We start from the raw sequence: 15,818 nt of genomic DNA, 5'->3' as shown, positions 1-15,818 counted from the left end.
CACTTCGCGGCGGCGTGTTTCGTATCGAGTCTACTTACCGCGGTGGCCGGATGCGGGTGGTCGTCAGGGTTTGAGGACGACCTTCTCGCAGTTGTCCTGCTTGTTCTTGAAGATCTCGAAGCCGCGTTCGGCCTCGTCGAGCGCCAGGGTGTGGGTGATGATCCGGGTCGGGTCGATCTCTCCGCGTTCGATGCGCTGCAGTAGCGGCTTCATGTAGCGCTGCACGTGGCATTGCCCGGTCCGCAGGGTCAGCGCCCGGTTCATCCACGCGCCGGCGGGGAACTTGTCCAGCAGACCGCCGTACACACCGATCACCGAGACCACGCCGCCGCTGCGGCACGACAGGATCGCCTGGCGCAGCGCGTGCGGGCGTTCGGTCTCCGACCGGACGGCCTGCTTGATCCGGTCGTACGCGGCGATGTGCGCGCTGCCGTGGGTGGCCTCCATGCCGACCGCGTCGATGCACTTGTCCGGTCCGCGCCCGCCGGTCAGTTCCAGCAGCCGCGACCGAACGTCGACCTCGTCGAAGTTCACCGGCGTGTGGCCCGCCCGTTCCGCCATCTGCAGCCGGTACGGCTCCTTGTCGATGGCGATGACCTGCGCGGCGCCGAGCACCCGGGCGCTATCCATGGCGAACTGGCCGACCGGGCCGGCGCCCCACACCGCCACGACGTCGCTGGGCTGGATGTCGCACATCTCGGCACCCATGTAGCCGGTGGGCAAGATGTCGGACAGGAACAACACCTGCTCGTCGCTCAGCTCGGACTCGATCTTCATCGGACCCACGTCGGCGAACGGCACCCGCGCGTACTGGGCCTGACCGCCCGCGAAACCGCCGGTCAGATGCGAATAGCCGAAGATCCCGGCGACCGGGTGACCGAACATCTTCTCCGCGATCCCGGCGTTCGGGTTGGAGTTCTCGCAGCAGGAGTACAGCTCTGCGGCGCAGGCCGCGCACCCGCCGCAGGCGATCGGGAATGGCACGACGACCCGGTCCCCGACGCGCAAACGACCAGGGTCGACGCCGGGGCCGACCTCGATGACCTCGCCCATGAACTCGTGACCCATGACGTCGCCGTCCTGCATCGTGGGCACGTACCCGTCCACCAGGTGCAGGTCCGAGCCGCAGATCGCGGTGGAGGTGATCCGTACGATGGCATCGCGCTTGTTCAGGATCCTCGGATCCGGCACGTCACGGACCTCGACCTTGTTACGCCCGGCCCAGGTGTTCGCCCTCATGCGTCCGCTCCCTTCGCGAGTTCGGCGTCCGACAGCGGCTGGGCCGGACGCTGCGGGAACTCCTTACGGGCTCGCTTGCCCCACGGGGCGCCGTCGGAGCGGACCACTTCGCCGGTCTCCAGCACCTGCTTGAGCCGGCGCAGATCGTCGTCGAGCTGCTGATGCGGTTCCTCACCGAAGTACTTGGCGACCGCCTTGCCGACCGTGCCACCCGGAATGTCGTACACCAGCACGACGTGCACCTCGGTGCTCACACCGTCCGGGGCGGGCACGAAGCGGACCGTACCGGCGTTCGGCACGTCGGCGTTGCCGGTCGAACGCCACGCGATCTTCTCACCGGGCACCTCCTCGATGATCTCCGCGTCCCACCCGACGTCCTTGCCGAACGGGGCGTCGGCGGTCCAACGACTGGTCCGGTCACCGGTGGTGCGGACCTGCTCGAGGTGCGCCATGAACGTCGGAAGGTTCTCCAGATCGCGCCAGAACCCGTACACCTCCAGCGCGGGTTTGCGAATGGTTGTCGCTGCTGTCAACTCCATGGATCCTCCTTCGCGTGCGCCCCGCACCGCCGGCACGGCCCAGACCGAGGCTCATCCAGCCGAGCCCGTGGCCCGCCGCTGCACCTCCTCTTACCGGGTACACCCTCCTACCGGGTACACCGCGACCCGGCGCGCGGCCTTCTAGGCCGTATACCCGCAGGAAACCATCTGACCCGCGAATCGACCGCTGCGCGCCTTCCCTGCCCGGTCAGACGAACGCCTCGTCTACGTAGCACCATCGCCAGTCCTCGCCGGGCTCCAACGATTGGACGATCGGATGGGCTTTGGTGTGGGCGTGCTGCCGCGCGTGCTTCATCGGTGACGAGTCGCAGCAGCCGACGTGCCCGCAGGTGAGGCACAACCGCAGGTGGACCCACGGCGTGCCCAGGCGCAGGCACTCTCCGCAGCCACCGGGGGTCTGCGGGACCACCGGTCTGATCAGGACGACGTGCGGGTCGATGACTGTGGTCATGGATTCTCACCTCACGCCGGGGCCGGCCGGTTCCGGGTACCGGTCGCGGCCCGCGCATCGGGGCGGTTCCGGTGCAGCCGCACGCCCAACACCGCCAGGGCGATTCCGAACACGACCGCGTACGCACCGATCAGTGTCACGACGGCCAGCGCCCCGGCGGCCGGCCAGACTAGGAGCAGGATGCCGAACGCAACCGACAGCACGCCACTGAGTGCGAGCAGCCACTCGTGCCGCATCTCGCGATGCAACCGTATCGCCGCGGCGACTTGTAGCACGCCGGTGATCAGCGCCCAGGCTGCGATCAGCCACAGCAGCACAAGCGCGGTGGCATCCGGCCACACGAATGTCAGGATGCCCATCAGGACACCGGCGATGCCTTGCACGATCAGCCAGCTACGGCTGCCGGTTCGGACGCCGTCGCGGTTGCGGCCGAGCGCCGAGGCCAGCGTGAATACGCCGTCGACAAGCGCATATGCCCCGAACAACACCACCAGCGCGAACACCGTCGCCCCCGGCCACACCAGCGCCACCGCTCCGAACAGGATAGCCGCGATGCCGCGCAGTACGACCGCCCACCAGTACCGGGACAGCGTCTCCACCATGGTCGATTCCTTCCGGACGTCGTCAGACTGCCTTTTCAGCAGGTCCTCGTCATGGACGGAGAGCCAGACGAGCATGCGACTGTCCTCCCTCGGCGCTCGACGCCTGGGCGTCTCATCTCAGAACTACCCCCGTGGTCGACCGCCGTCGATTGGCAGAGTTGCCAATGCCGAGGGCGCCCGGCGTAAATCGAGTTGGAGAACCGGATCACCATCCAGCCCTGATCGTCACCTCACGGCCGTCCGGTCCGCACACCCGATGAGCCGGTACGGGATGTACAGGCCGCGGCGCGTCGCCAGTACCGCAGCGGCGGTACGGGTCGGCGCGTGCAGCTTCGCCCGGATGTGTTCGAGGTGAGCCGCGGCGGTCCGCGCGGTGATGAACAGTCGGGCCGCGATGTCTCGATTGGCGTGTCCCTCGATCACCAGGCCGAGGACGACCAGCTCCCGGTGCGTCAGCGTGCAGAGGTCCCCCGGGGGCGAGATCAGGACGAGCACTACGAGGTTCTCCGGTGTGCTCGCGGGACAGGCGAGGCCGGTGACCTGGACGTAGCCCTCCCGGCCGTCGTCCGCCGGGACCGGGCAGAGGAACGCCGTGTGTCGGACTCGGTCGGTCAGGCCGTCGACCGCTGTGGGCACGACGCCCGGGCATCTGGTGAGCAGGGGATCGGTCGCCATCCCGGGCAGCGGGGTGACGGTGCCTCGGCGGTCGACGACGGCGGCGGCGGTGGCGCCCTGAACCAGCTGCGCCAGCCCGGCCAACGAGTTCATCGGATCCAGGACGGCGGTGATCGCGGGCGCAATCGCGCCGATCACGTCCCGGGCCTCAGCGGTCGGCTGGGTGACCGTGCCTGTGTGTAGTGCGAGCACGCCCAGGTGGCGACCGTCGTGGGTGACGAGCGGGACGGCGAGGCCTTCGCGGAATCCGGCCGGCCACCAATGTCCGGACCAGCACGGCAGCTCGACCGTGTGCGGCGGCGCGTCCCGCAGGCGCATGGGCTGGCGTTGCTGCAGCAGGCCGCTCGACTTCCTCAGCTCGGTCAGTTCCTCCGATTCCATGTACGCAAGGCTGTCCCGATCGTGGCCGACGGATGTGACAGTGGTGTAGCCGCGCTGATCTTCGTCGAGCGTGCCGATCCACCCCGCTGCGAACGGAACGATCCGCTTCATCAGATCCCACATGAAATCCAGGTCGTCTGCCAGGTCGTCGCTGGCCGGCGTCACCCGATTGATCTCTGCCGTCAGCTCCAGTGCCACCGCCAGCGAATCGCTCACGGCCTGCACCTCCTCATGACCGGACGGGCGCACCTGGAATGCCTACCCCCCGACAGCGGCGGCAAACCTCAAAAGTCGGAGCGTCCAGCATCGTCCGCGCATCGAACTCCCGATCGACGTAGTGGATCACCTCCCGGCCCTCGGACACCCGCTCGGCCGGAGCACCTGCCGGCCCGTCGCCGTCCGAATCAAGTACACGTCCCGGCGGGCCATGCCATAGCGACGGTCGAACCGTGCTCCACACGATCAGCCACCCCAGCAGGTTAGAACGCATGTATGAGAAGACCAACCGGCCACCCTCTTGGCGCTACCGGCTGATCAACGGCAGTACGGGGAAGGTATGGCTCTGCCAGATCAGGCGGGAGGACTCCTGCGGGTATGCGGTGACAGCAGGTTGGGTCTCGAAGAGCTGAACGAGGCGTTGATCGGTGTCGTACGCGGGCCAGCCAGGGTCGCCGTGGGCGGCGAAGCAGGCCCATGCGGCGCGCATCCGGGCGGACAGGGCCTCTGCCTCCGGCGAGGGTGTTCCACCGATCAGCATGGCGGGCTGGCCACGGTCCAGGTTGCCGAAGACGAGTGGTACGTCGAGGCCATGACAGGCGCCGAGGGCGCCGCCCATGCCTGGGGCGGACCAGGTCAGCTCGTAGACATGCGCGCGACCCCTGGCAGCCGTCTGGGCCTCGGCGAGGTGGAGCGACGGCATGCGGAACAGCCAATCGGAATGGACCAGTTCATACAGCTCGTTCGGGTCGGCCGCGGGGTAGGCGTCGCGGTAGCGGCACGCGCCGTCCGGGCCGGGTGCGAAGACCGCGAGGGCGTTCGCCGCCTGCTCCTCGCTCACCGTGCCGAGCAGACCGTTGATGGCGGTGAAGAGGCGATACTCGTCGCGGGTGTGGCCGACGAGGAGTTCGATGTCGCGGCAGGCGCCCTCGCCCAAGGCCTGCCACGGTGTGACGGCCAGGACCTCGCCGTCGACGACGGGCGAGAAGAGGACCGCGCTGTGCGCGGGCTGGCCCCAGCGTGCCGCCCACTGGTCCATCTTGGCGCCGACCGCGTTGGCGGCGGCGGGCAGCTGACGCGGGTCCACGCTGGACAGGTCGGCCACCGTGGGCCGCAGCCCCAGCTCGGCAGCGCAGGCGGCAGCGATGTCCGCGGCAAGCTCCGGCGAGAAGAACGTGCCCGGCACACTCTGCGCGATGGCTCGGCGGAAGAGCCCGGACGCGCGGTCCATCGCCAGCAGAGCGGCGACCGATCCCCCGCCAGCCGACTGGCCGAAAACCGTGACCCGCTCGGGGTCGCCGCCGAAGGCGCGGATGTTGTCGCGCACCCACTCGAGTGCGGCCACCTGATCGAGCAGACCCCGATTGGCGGGAGCCGCCTCGATCTGCGCGAAGCCCTCGATACCCGTGCGGTAGTTGAACGTCACCACGACGACGCCACCGTCTCGCGCGAGCCGGCCACCGTCGTACTCGGGGAGGCTGGACATGCCGATCTCGTAGCCGCCGCCCTGGATCCACACCATCACCGGCAGCCCCGCGCCCGGGTCGGGTTCGGGCGACCAGACGTTGACCGTCAGCCAGTCGTCGCCTCCCGCGTCCAGCGACAACGTGTCCATGCCGAAATGGCCGCCCTGCGGGGGCGGCGGCCCGTACGAGAGTGCCTCCCGCACCCCGCTCCAGCCACCCACCGGTCGCGGCGCGGCGAAACGCAACGCGCCGACCGGCGGTTCGGCGAACGGGATGCCACGGAAGGCCGCCACGCCCGCCTCCCGGATGCCGCGCAGCCTCCCGGCCGCCGCACGGACTTCGGGCCGGGATCCGGATGGCGTGGATTCGGCCGAGGTTTTCACAACGTCCACTCAAGCAGGCAGAGCGGATTCCAAGTACCTATTGAAGACCTGGGAACCCTTCGGCGGCCGGGCTGATCTAACGGCGCGGATCGTCAGCGTTGCTCGGTGACCTTGTCACCCTTGGGGCCGACGGCGAACCCATCTACCGCCCCACACCCTGGCCGTTGAGGTCGCCCGGCTTCTCGCCGCCCGCGAAGCCTCTACGACGGGCGGGCAGCCTCGGCCGCGCCGCACATAGCCGGTTCGTCGCGGCCCGGCAGCCGGCGCGACCGAAGGCGCAGCCGGTGCCGACGATCCATATCGTCACCCTCCCGGGGCGCTGGCGGCGTAGGGTGTCGGCCATGGTCGATGTCCTGGACGACCTGGTCGAGGAGCTGGATCGGCTGGAGGTCATCCTGTCCGCGCTGCCAGGCAGTGCATGGGGGGCGGCTTCGGCCGCGCCCGGCTGGACCGTCACCGACGTGGTGCTGCATCTGGCGCAGTCCGAGGAGGCGGTGACGGCGACCGCGGCCGGGCGGGACGTCGAGTTCGAGGCCCGGACCGGCGACGCGACCCTCGACGAGGTAATGGACCGGTTGGTCCGCGCCGAACGGGCGGCCCCGGCCGCCGTATTCGCGCGCTGGCGAGCGGCCCGCCGGGCGTCGGTCGCCACGCTGCGCGACGCCGATCCGCACCGGCCGCTGCGCTGGGCCGCCGCGGCGTTGCGGCCCCGGACCCTCGCCACGACCCGGTTGGCCGAGCACTGGGCGCACGGGCTCGACATCACCGGCCCGCTCGGCATCCCGTTCCCGGACACCGACCGGCTACGACACATCGCCTGGCTGGCGCACGCCACTTTGCCGTACGCGTTCTCGCTCGCCGGTGAGGTGCCGCGCGAGGTGTACTGCGACCTGGTCGGGGTGACCGGGTCGACGTGGCAGTTCGGGCCCGCCGATGCCGAGTCGAGGATCACCGGTCCGGCCGGTGCATTCTGCCGGGTCGGTGCGCAGCGCCTGGCCCCGGACGCCTCCGGACTGCACACCAGCGGCCCACATGCCGCCGCAGCCCTGCGGGTCCTTCGCACCTACGCCGCCTGATCCGTCCGAAAGCCTGATGACAGCCGAGCCGTTGAGCTCGTTGGCCGCCGCAGCACGGACAATGAGGACCTGCGCCCGCCACAGGCTCGCCATCGAGCTGGCAGCGTTGCAAGGGCCGCGCGAGAAGGGTTGCCGATGGAAATGACCGAGGAACCGGCATGGCTGCAGGTGCTCAGCACGGTGCTAATGCGCGCGCATCTGTGGCAGGCCGACCAGATCGCCGAGACGCTGGACGCCAGCATGACCGGGCTGGGCATCACACCCACCATCTACCTCGTCGACCACGAGCAGCAGGCCCTGCACGCCCTGACCCCGCCGGACCAGCCCCCGTTCGCGCCGGTGCCGGTGGACAGCTCGGTCGCCGGGCGGGCGTACGCGCAGATCCGTTGCCTGCCCGCCGGCGACTTCGAGCATCCGCGGCTGTGGGTACCGATGATCGACGGCACCACCCGACTCGGTGTGATCGACTTCCTGCTGCCCGCCGGACGGGATCCGGCCAGCCCGGTGTTGCAGCAGCGGTGCGGGCTGCTTGCCGGGCTGATCGGTCACCTGATCACGACGACGGTTCCGCGCGGGGACCACCTCCTGCAGGCGCGTCGGACCCGCCCGATGTCGATCGCCTCCGAACTGCTGTGGCAGCTGCTGCAACCGTTGACGATCGCCTGCGACCGTGTCGCGGTCAGCGCGATCCTGCAACCGTGCTACGACGTCGGCGGCGACGGCTACGACTACGCCATCGACGCGAACCTGGCCCGGCTCAGCATCCTCGACGGCGTCGGCAAGGGACTGCGTGCCGGCTTGGCGACCGCGGTCGCGCTCGCCGCGCTCCGCGCCGCCCGCCGCGACGGCCAGGACCTGGCAGGTCAGGCCCGCACGGCGGATACCGCCCTGGGCGAGGAGTTCACCGATGCCCGGTTCGTCACCGCGGTCCTCGCCGAACTCGACATGGACACCGGTGTGCTACAGGTACTCAACGCCGGGCACCCGGCGCCGCTGCTGCTGCGCGCGGGCCGGGTGGTGGGCGAACTCGACGGTGGCCGCCGCACACCATTGGGCGTCACCGAACCCCACATGCAGCCCGCAGAGCACCGCCTGGAGCCCGGCGATCAGATCCTGATGTACACCGACGGGATCACCGAAGCCCGCGACGCCACGGGGGAACTGTTCGGTGTGGACCGGCTGGCGGATCTGGCTGTGCAGCACGCCGCGACCGGGCTGCCCGCCCCGGAGATCGTGCGTCGGCTCTCGCACGCGGTCATTGAGCACCAGCACGGACCGCCGGCCGACGATGCCACGCTGCTGCTGGCCGAATGGTCCCCGGACGCCGCCCACCGCACCAACCCGCTGAATTCCTGAACCGTCTTCAAGGGCGCCCTGCGAAATGAGAGGCTCTGCGATGAATGAGCCGATACTTTCTGTCACTGCCAGGGATGTGGCCGGCGAGGTCACCGTCATCGCCGCGGTCGGGGAGATCGACCGGGATAGCCGCGACCACCTGCGCGACGCCGCCGCCGTGGCGCTGCACCACGGCCGGCACCGGCTCGTGCTGGACCTGACGGCCGTCGCATTCTGCGACTCCAGCGGCCTGGCCTTGCTCGTCGACCTGCACCGGAGTACCGCGGTACACCACGGCTGGCTGCGCCTGGCCGCCTGCCCGCCGCTGCTGCGCACCAGCCTGCACGCCACCAACCTGGACCGGCTGCTGCCGATGTACAACACCGTCGAGGACGCGGCCGCCGACCCCAGCCCGCCGAAACCATCCTGATCGACGGCCACCCCTGGCCCGCCCCTTCGACGCGCCCGGGCACCGATCCAAGCCACCTGCAGCCCGACCAAACCGTACGGCGGCGTTCTCCTCAGCGCGGTCCGGTGAGCGGCCACGCTCCCGCTCTCTGCTTCCAGTGAAATCAACGAGGGGGTGCCCTGGGGGACGCCGGGAGGGCATCGGTCGGCGTTCTGGTTAGGTGGCCGTCGTCGTCTGTGACGTTGTGGGGTCGAACGTCTGGTGGTCGCGGGTGAGGGCCCAAAGGACGTCGACGCGGCGGCGGGCGAGGGCGATGAGGGCTTGGTAGTGGTGTTTGCCTTCGGCGCGCTTCCTGTCGTAGTAGGTCCGGGAGGCGGAGCAGGTCCGGAGGGAGGTGTAGGCGGACATCCAGAAGACGTTGCGCAGGACCCGGTGGTAGCACTGAGGTCCGACAGCCACATCATCCGCCTGTGCCGATCCGAATCTCCCCGGAGCCGCCGGACCCCACTACCGGACACGAGAGCGGGTCGCGTCTCCAATGACGGCCACGACCTACGACGATCACCACGCAGCGATACACCGCCCCCGCTGGGCCTGGCCCGCGACGTGTCACGGTTACCGGTGTGCGGGCAGTCCGCCGGACCCACCCCAGCCAACGACGATTTCGATGAGAGTGACGGCGCTGCAGGGCCGGGAACGGGAACGCTGGCACCGAAACTGTCCGACGCCCGGTGTGGTCCGGCTCAGACAGCGGCTGCATCTGGGCCCAGCCGCGGCCGACTATGGGGAGGACCAACGCTGGGCCCTCGCCAGGGTGATGGCGTTCATCGCGACAATCTTCCATAGCGGGCCTGTCCCCGCTATGGAAGATGCCCTATTCCGGGTGGCCGGTGCCCGGTGGGTTCTGGTCCGCCGTGTACCCGGTCGATGTCGAGGGAATCCCGGATGTGCTTACGGTGGTTGGATGACGCGCACCCGGCTCTACCGCCACGGGAACCTCCTCAGCGAGGGCTTCCCCGTTGAACAGATATCCGAGCGTCTCGCCGAGGCCGACGACACCGTCGTGTGGCTGGATCTGTGCGGACCGACCGAGGACGACTTCGCAATGGTCCGCGAGGAGTTCGGCCTGCACGTTCTCGCGGTGGAGGACGCGCTTCTCCCCCATGAGCGTCCTAAGCTCGACCGGTACGAGAGCCACCTGTTCCTGTCCGCCTACGCGGTAGGTCTCGACGGCTCCACTGGGGAGATCATGACGAGTGAGGTGGCCGCGTTCGTCACCCACCGCGCGTTGATCACTGTCCGTAAGGACGAGCGATTCGACATCGACCAGCTCACGGCCCGCTGGGACGACAACGCCGACCTCGCGAAGTTCGGCGTCGCCTTCCTCCTGCACGGCTTGCTGGACTATCTCGTGGACGGCCACTTCGCCACGGTGCAGGAACTCGACAGCGCCATTGAGGACCTTGAGGATCTGCTCTTCGAGGAGAACCGCAGCAACATCGTCGCCGTGCAGCGACGAACCTACCGCCTGCGCAAGAGCCTCGTCCTGCTTCGCCGGGTGGTGCTTCCCATGCGGGAGGTGGTCAACACCCTCATGCGACCGACCACCCATGTCATCGACGACGCGATGCTGCCGTATTACCAGGACGTCTACGACCACGTCCTGCGCGCGACCGAATGGACCGAGTCGCTGCGCGACCTGGTCACCACCGTCCTGGAGACCAACCTGACCGTCCAGGGCAATCGCATGAACCTCATCATGAAGAAGGTGACCAGCTGGGCCGCCATCATCGCCGTGCCTACCGCTGTCACCGGCTTCTACGGGCAGAACGTGCCTTACCCCGGCTTCGGCCAGATGTCCGGCTTCATCGCATCCACTGCCGTCACCGCCGTCCTGGCCGGCGCACTGTACATCGTCTTCCGCCGCAAGGACTGGCTCTGAGCAAGGCTCAGCCTCGCCAGCGAACCCCAGCGCTGTTCAACGACCGGCCCGTAGGGCTCCAGGGTATGTGGCGATACCCCCATGGCCGCCATCGCCGCGGCGCCAGCCAGAGTCAGAAAGAAGCCGGGCATCCACGCCCACCCCAAAGTCGTTCGGGCTGCAGGCCACCGAGGGGTGACACCCGGACGCCCGCGCGCTAACCGGCAACCGCCTGCCACAGATCAGGCACCGCTGCGGCGCCGGTTCGGCCGGATCAGGCCGGCTCTGGCACCTTGTGCGGTGCCGGCTCTGGGACGGGATCCAGATGGCCGCCGTCGGTTTCCCACGCGTCTTCAGGTGCGTTGCTGACCGCTGCTCGGGCCGCTGGTGTACTGACCGTGAGAAGGATGTCTTGGGCGTGGACGAGGTTGGTGGTGGTGGCGGCCAGGATCATCGCCGCGTCGGCGGTGCCGCTGTCGGTGTTGGGTGCGACGACGAGCAGGTCGACGCGTTCGTCGCGGTCGCAGATCGCGGTCAGCAGGCTGAGCGGTTGGCTGGTGAAGTAGCCCAGTCGCAGCACCCGGCCATGCACGCGGAGGCGGCGGGGGTGGCTGTCCCAGCCTCCGGCTGCCAGTACGAGTCGGGTGACCGGGCCGCGGATCTTGTCGATGGCCAGGACCAGGCCGGGTAGTTCGGCGACGGGGTCGGTGCTGCGTGGCCACCAGGCGCCGTCGAGCAGGGTGCGTCGGGAGCCGGTGGGTTCCAGGCGCAGCCGCGGGACCGACGGTGGCGTCACCGAGACGAAGGTCATGCGTGCATCGGCAGTCGCGGATTTCATGGTCGACTCCTTTCACCCGCCGCCGATGTAAACCCCGAATTGAGACCGGTTGCGGGCTTGGTGGGGGGTGTGGGTGGTCCAAAGGGTGCCGAACCTCGGGGTGCCGAGCCCGGGTGTCGGTCTGGCGGTGTTGGTCTAGTTGGCGGTGTTGGTTGGACAGGCGGCGTAGCCGGGTGATCCGGACCGTGCCGACCACCTTGATCAGGATCGTGGCGGTGGCGGGCGGCGGTCGCCAGTCGCCGGGGCGAGCGGCAGGCTGCCGCTCATTCCCAGGACGTTGCCCTGCATCACCTCGGTGTCGACCACGCGGCCTCCGGGCTTGTCAGTGCCGGATAGTCGGTTGCCGGGCTGCGCGGTCGCCGAGATGCGGGTAGCGGATCATGACGAAGAAGGTGGCTGCTCCGATGGCGAGGCCTGCGACGGCGACGGTCCACAGCGGTGCGGCTTTGGCCAGGATGCCGCCGACGACGAAGGCGGCGAACAGGGCGACGGCGATGGCGTACGGGGTCATCGGCGCGGTGTGGGCCGGTTGGCCGGTGTCGGGTTTGGTCGGTCGGACGGTGGTCATGACTGCTCCTTGAGACTGGGCGGGTGTGGAGTTTGGACGACGGCGCTGAAGGCCGCCACGTGGTGAAGGGCGGGCCTCTGGCCCGAGGTACTTCTCGCCGGGCTAGCGGTGTAGGGCGTTGCGCCGGGCGGCCCCGATGGCTGCGGTGCCGACGAACAGGATGATCCCGATGATGGCCAGCCAGACCAGGCCGTTGATCGCGAATCCGACCACCGTCAGGATGAGCCAGAGCGCGAGTAGCACGATCAGTAGAACGAGCATTGTCTATCCCCTCTTGACCTGTGGGTCTTCTCATGGGGCAGTTGCGACGGCGGGCCGGCGGCGGGTCATCACTGGGCGTGTTCGGCGGGCAGCTCCCGGGCGGTCTCGCGCTGCTTGATGAGATCGTCGCGAGCAGCCTTGGCGGCGGCGGTCTCGCGCTGCTTGATGAGATCGTCGCGGGCCGCGTTGGCGGCGGCGGTCTCGCGCTGCTTGATGAGATCGTCGCGGGCCGCGTTGGCGGCGGCGGTCTCACGGCGGGACTGCTTGAGCCCGCTGCGCGCCACGCTGCCACGGCGGGAGGTACGACGCGCGCCGGCCAACAGCATGCTCAACCCGAACGCGGCGACCGCTCCGACCACGATGCCGTAGAGGAACAGCTCGCCGGTCGAACCGGTCACGGGGTAGCCGAACACGGAGAACCCGTCGCTGAGGGCGTGGGCCTCGCCGGCGTTACCGAGGACACCCGCCACGCCGATGATCGCCGCGGCGGCCAGGAGCAGGAGCCCAAGAATGACGATCATGGCACTCTCCCAACTACGTTGTAGACCTACAGTCAACGCCGCAGGTAGGCTGATGTCAACACCGTAGGTCTACATCCGTTGGACTATGATGGCCGCGGTCTCGAACAACATGCCGCTGGTCACGAACAACATGAGGGTGAGGCGCCGTCCGCCATGACCGCATCGCCGGATGACACCCGGGACACCAATGGCCGCATCAAGCTCACCCGCGAAGCGGTCCTGGCCGCCGCGCTGGAGATCATCGACCAGGACGGCGTCGACGGACTGTCGATGCGCCGCCTCGCACGCGCCCTGGACCGAGACCCGATGATCCTCTACCGGCACGCACCGAACAAGGCGGCCCTGCTGGACGGCGTCGCCGAAACCGTGCTCGCCCAACTCGAAGTCGACCGCACCGCCCCCGACTGGCAGGCGCAACTACGCGTCGTCGCCCACAACTACCGCCGGCTGGCGCTGACCCACCCGAACGTGGTGCCACTGCTGGTCACCCGACCCCTGGCCACCCCACTCGGGATGCGCCCGCCAGGCACCCTACGCGCCCTCGAAGACGTACTCGCCCTGCTCACCCACGCCGGGGTCAGCGGCCCCGACGCCCTGCACATCTACCGGGCCCTGTTCGGGTTCCTGCACGGGCACGTCCTCAACGAACTGCAAGAACTCGTCGAAAACCCGGACGAGACCACAGACCTGCTACGGCTCGGCCTGCACCGGCTCCCGATCAACGACTTCCCCCTGCTCCGCAGCCTCGCCCCCGTACTCGCCGACTACGACGGCGCCGCCGAACTCGACCGCGGACTGGACATCCTGCTCACCGGACTCGCCACCACCATCACCGGATCCCGGCCATGAACCGGGACTATCTCGCTAACGGTGTCTCCAGCGGCTTCAGGAGGTTTCAGCGGCCGGGAACCGGTCGCTGAAGGTGATGGCGAAGGCTCTGCGTTCCGCACCTCAAGGAACTGCGTCGGGTGCCTCCTTACTGGCCGCGAGGTTCGTGCGTTGTCGGATCGAGGCGTCGCGGGCTCAGGTGTCGGTGATGTTGGCCCGGGTGGCCGGGTCGGTGACGATGGTGTGGGCGATGTCGCCGAGGCGTCGGTTGTTGCGCCGGGCGTAGCCGCGGATGATCGTGAACGCCTCGTCGACGCTGATTCCGCGGGCTTGCGCGATCGCACCTTTGGCCTGTTCGATGACGATCCGGCTGTTCAGCGCACCTTGGAGCTGCTCGGTGAGGACTTCGCCGCGGCTGATGGCCCGTTCCTGTAGCAGTCCGATCGCGGCTACATCGGCGAGCGCTTGGATGATCTGTACGTCGCCGTCGTCGAAGCCGCCGCCCACCTCGGTGCCGAAGACGTTCAACGCGCCGATCACTTCCTTGCGGACGCTGAGCGGGAAGGCATGCACCGCGCGGAACCCGGCCGCTGCTGCGCGGGGGGCGAAGCGCGGCCAGCGGGCTTCGGCCTGGCGCAGGTCCGCGTTGATCACCGGTCGGGCGGTGGTGTAGGCGTCCAGACAGGGGCCTTCGTGGTTCTGGACCTGGAACAGTTCGAGGAGCTTGGTGTTCTCGTCGGAGGCTGCCATGAACTGCAGCTGGCCGTGCTGGTCGGCCAGCAACAGACCGACGGTCGACGCGCCGACGAGGTTCGCGGTGCGGTCGGTGAGCATGTGCAGAAAGTCGATCAGGTCGAACTCGTCGACGAGGGTGTCGGCGACCTCGACGAAGACCTTCGCGAGCCGCTGCGCGGAGATGATGGTCATGTGTGCTCCTGGCCTTGCTGACATAGGAGTGGCGGGTGGCTCACGATTGGTCGGGGTGGAAGCGGAGCCGGCGGGCGACGATGTCGCGGGCCACGTCGTTGAGGCGGCGGTTCTCCGCATAGGTGTGGGCCCGGATGCGGACCAGTGCCTCGGCAAGGGAGACGCCGAGTTGGACCATGACCATGCCCTGGGCCTGGAACAATTCGGGGCTGTGCTCGATCGCCTCGTCGAGTCCGTCGGCCGCCGCACCCGAGATGGCAACGTCCTGCCCGTCTAGCAGGGTCCTGACCGCCAGCTCGGAGAAGGTCAACGCCTGGCGCAGCTCCGCCCCGGTCAGCGGGCCCGCACGGGCGCGGAACACGTCGAGCACCCCGAGCCGGGCCGCGCCGACCTGCAACGGGAACGCGAAGACCGCGCGCACCCCTTCATCGTGCGCCGCCGGCGTGTACGCCGGCCACCGGTTCGCCGCCCCGTCAGCGAGATCTGGCACAAGGACCGGGCGGCGCGTCGCGAACGCGTCGATGCACGGCCCTTCACCGAGGACGAACTGGAGTTCATCGATCAGTTCGCTGGCCGAATCGGAGGCAGCCGCGACACCTCGGGCACCGTCCTCGGCCATCACACTCACCGCCGTCCCCGAGGCGGACAACACCCCCGCCGCCGCGTTGCAGAGCTGCTGCAACGCCCCCACGACACCGTCCGGGGTTTGCACCGCCGACTGACCCGCCGCGTGATCCCTCGCCCCGGCGAGGGGGTAGCCGGTGTCGCTCACCGAGGTCCCACAACCACCCGGCGGTGCCGTGGGTGAACGGGACAGCTACACATCGTCCGGTTCATGTCGCACCTTCCGAAACAAGTTCGGAGACCGGCCGAAACGAGTTCGGAGACCGGCACTGCCATGGTCCGGAGCAGCCGCGGGCCACGCGCCCGCCATCTCAGATCGACCATACCCCAGCTACCCGGAACGGGCCTGACGACAGCGTGGCGTGCGACGAGCGGTGGCTGGCACGCAGGCCCGGAGGAAACCGAGTCAATCGATGACAGCGAATCGGATGTGATGCGGGATGGCAGGGCGTAGTGTGATCGTGTCACTCCAGTCCCCGGTGGCGCAGTCCTGTAAGCGTTACGGACTCACGGCCACCTGAGGGGTCAATCATGACC

The 15,818-nt window shown here is 68.9% G+C and carries 18 protein-coding genes; 5 read left to right on the top strand and 13 right to left on the bottom strand.

Annotated elements, in window-relative coordinates; all coding sequences use genetic code 11:
• Positions 1 to 63: 63 nt before the first annotated feature.
• The 6 genes from ACMCNO_RS01850 to ACMCNO_RS01825 all read right to left on the bottom strand — a co-directional run bounded on the left by ACMCNO_RS01850 (position 64) and on the right by ACMCNO_RS01825 (position 5,973).
• Positions 64 to 1,239, bottom strand: a complete 1,176-nt coding sequence (locus ACMCNO_RS01850; RefSeq protein ID WP_412747696.1) for a zinc-dependent alcohol dehydrogenase — start codon at positions 1,237 to 1,239, stop codon at positions 64 to 66.
• Positions 1,236 to 1,778 carry an SRPBCC family protein gene (locus ACMCNO_RS01845; protein WP_412747695.1) on the bottom strand — a complete coding sequence of 181 codons (543 nt, stop codon included), beginning with the start codon at positions 1,776 to 1,778 and terminating at the stop codon, positions 1,236 to 1,238. The genes ACMCNO_RS01850 and ACMCNO_RS01845 overlap by 4 nt, the downstream gene beginning before the upstream one ends.
• A gap of 208 nt (positions 1,779 to 1,986) precedes the next feature.
• On the bottom strand, positions 1,987 to 2,250 hold the full coding sequence (locus tag ACMCNO_RS01840; protein WP_412747694.1) for a UBP-type zinc finger domain-containing protein: 264 nt from the start codon (positions 2,248 to 2,250) through the stop codon (positions 1,987 to 1,989).
• A gap of 11 nt (positions 2,251 to 2,261) precedes the next feature.
• Positions 2,262 to 2,927 (bottom strand): HdeD family acid-resistance protein, encoded by a 666-nt coding sequence (locus tag ACMCNO_RS01835; protein WP_412747693.1) that lies wholly within the window; start codon positions 2,925 to 2,927, stop codon positions 2,262 to 2,264.
• Positions 2,928 to 3,077: 150 nt separating this feature from the next.
• Positions 3,078 to 4,124 (bottom strand): LuxR C-terminal-related transcriptional regulator, encoded by a 1,047-nt coding sequence (locus tag ACMCNO_RS01830; RefSeq protein ID WP_412747692.1) that lies wholly within the window; start codon positions 4,122 to 4,124, stop codon positions 3,078 to 3,080.
• A gap of 307 nt (positions 4,125 to 4,431) precedes the next feature.
• Positions 4,432 to 5,973 carry a carboxylesterase/lipase family protein gene (locus tag ACMCNO_RS01825; RefSeq protein WP_412747691.1) on the bottom strand — a complete coding sequence of 514 codons (1,542 nt, stop codon included), beginning with the start codon at positions 5,971 to 5,973 and terminating at the stop codon, positions 4,432 to 4,434.
• Between the two features lie 341 nt (positions 5,974 to 6,314).
• Here ACMCNO_RS01825 and ACMCNO_RS01820 point away from each other — a divergent pair, with 341 nt between their 5' ends.
• The 3 genes from ACMCNO_RS01820 (at position 6,315) to ACMCNO_RS01810 (ending at position 8,814) form a co-directional block, all read left to right on the top strand.
• Positions 6,315 to 7,049 carry a maleylpyruvate isomerase family mycothiol-dependent enzyme gene (locus ACMCNO_RS01820; RefSeq protein WP_412747690.1) on the top strand — a complete coding sequence of 245 codons (735 nt, stop codon included), beginning with the start codon at positions 6,315 to 6,317 and terminating at the stop codon, positions 7,047 to 7,049.
• A 135-nt stretch (positions 7,050 to 7,184) separates the two neighbouring features.
• Positions 7,185 to 8,405, top strand: coding sequence for a PP2C family protein-serine/threonine phosphatase (locus ACMCNO_RS01815; protein ID WP_412747689.1), 1,221 nt, complete (start codon positions 7,185 to 7,187; stop codon positions 8,403 to 8,405).
• Positions 8,406 to 8,445: 40 nt separating this feature from the next.
• Positions 8,446 to 8,814, top strand: coding sequence for an STAS domain-containing protein (locus tag ACMCNO_RS01810; protein WP_412747688.1), 369 nt, complete (start codon positions 8,446 to 8,448; stop codon positions 8,812 to 8,814).
• A 195-nt stretch (positions 8,815 to 9,009) separates the two neighbouring features.
• Here ACMCNO_RS01810 and ACMCNO_RS01805 read toward each other — a convergent pair whose 3' ends face one another.
• Positions 9,010 to 9,252 (bottom strand): hypothetical protein, encoded by a 243-nt coding sequence (locus ACMCNO_RS01805; RefSeq protein ID WP_412747687.1) that lies wholly within the window; start codon positions 9,250 to 9,252, stop codon positions 9,010 to 9,012.
• Positions 9,253 to 9,757: 505 nt separating this feature from the next.
• Here ACMCNO_RS01805 and ACMCNO_RS01800 point away from each other — a divergent pair.
• Entirely contained in the window at positions 9,758 to 10,735 is a 978-nt protein-coding gene (locus tag ACMCNO_RS01800; protein ID WP_412747686.1) for a magnesium transporter CorA family protein, read from the top strand.
• A gap of 253 nt (positions 10,736 to 10,988) precedes the next feature.
• On the opposite strand, the gene ACMCNO_RS01795 is transcribed toward ACMCNO_RS01800, so the two are convergent.
• From ACMCNO_RS01795 to ACMCNO_RS01780, 4 genes are all read right to left on the bottom strand, one after another.
• Positions 10,989 to 11,552: a DUF5994 family protein gene (locus tag ACMCNO_RS01795; RefSeq protein WP_412747685.1), complete on the bottom strand. Its 564-nt coding sequence runs from the start codon at positions 11,550 to 11,552 to the stop codon at positions 10,989 to 10,991.
• A 322-nt stretch (positions 11,553 to 11,874) separates the two neighbouring features.
• A complete protein-coding gene (locus ACMCNO_RS01790) occupies positions 11,875 to 12,120 on the bottom strand; it encodes a hypothetical protein (protein ID WP_412747684.1) in 246 nt (81 codons plus the stop codon).
• A gap of 102 nt (positions 12,121 to 12,222) precedes the next feature.
• A complete protein-coding gene (locus ACMCNO_RS01785; RefSeq protein ID WP_412747683.1) occupies positions 12,223 to 12,381 on the bottom strand; it encodes a hypothetical protein in 159 nt (52 codons plus the stop codon).
• Between the two features lie 68 nt (positions 12,382 to 12,449).
• On the bottom strand, positions 12,450 to 12,902 hold the full coding sequence (locus tag ACMCNO_RS01780) for a hypothetical protein (RefSeq protein WP_412747682.1): 453 nt from the start codon (positions 12,900 to 12,902) through the stop codon (positions 12,450 to 12,452).
• A 153-nt stretch (positions 12,903 to 13,055) separates the two neighbouring features.
• Between ACMCNO_RS01780 and ACMCNO_RS01775 the strand changes: the two genes are divergently transcribed.
• Complete coding sequence (locus ACMCNO_RS01775) at positions 13,056 to 13,751, top strand: TetR/AcrR family transcriptional regulator C-terminal domain-containing protein (RefSeq protein ID WP_412747681.1); 696 nt, start codon at positions 13,056 to 13,058, stop codon at positions 13,749 to 13,751.
• A 174-nt stretch (positions 13,752 to 13,925) separates the two neighbouring features.
• On the opposite strand, the gene ACMCNO_RS01770 is transcribed toward ACMCNO_RS01775, so the two are convergent.
• A complete protein-coding gene (locus tag ACMCNO_RS01770) occupies positions 13,926 to 14,657 on the bottom strand; it encodes an ANTAR domain-containing protein (protein WP_412747680.1) in 732 nt (243 codons plus the stop codon).
• 40 nt (positions 14,658 to 14,697) lie between these two features.
• Entirely contained in the window at positions 14,698 to 15,429 is a 732-nt protein-coding gene (locus ACMCNO_RS01765; protein ID WP_412747679.1) for a GAF and ANTAR domain-containing protein, read from the bottom strand.
• Positions 15,430 to 15,818: the final 389 nt, after the last annotated feature.

This window comes from Krasilnikovia sp. M28-CT-15 (genome assembly GCF_047159595.1).
Lineage (GTDB): Bacteria > Actinomycetota > Actinomycetes > Mycobacteriales > Micromonosporaceae > Actinoplanes.
The sequence above is the reverse complement of the archived record's forward strand: the minus strand, read 5'-3'. Positions and strand labels throughout refer to the sequence as shown.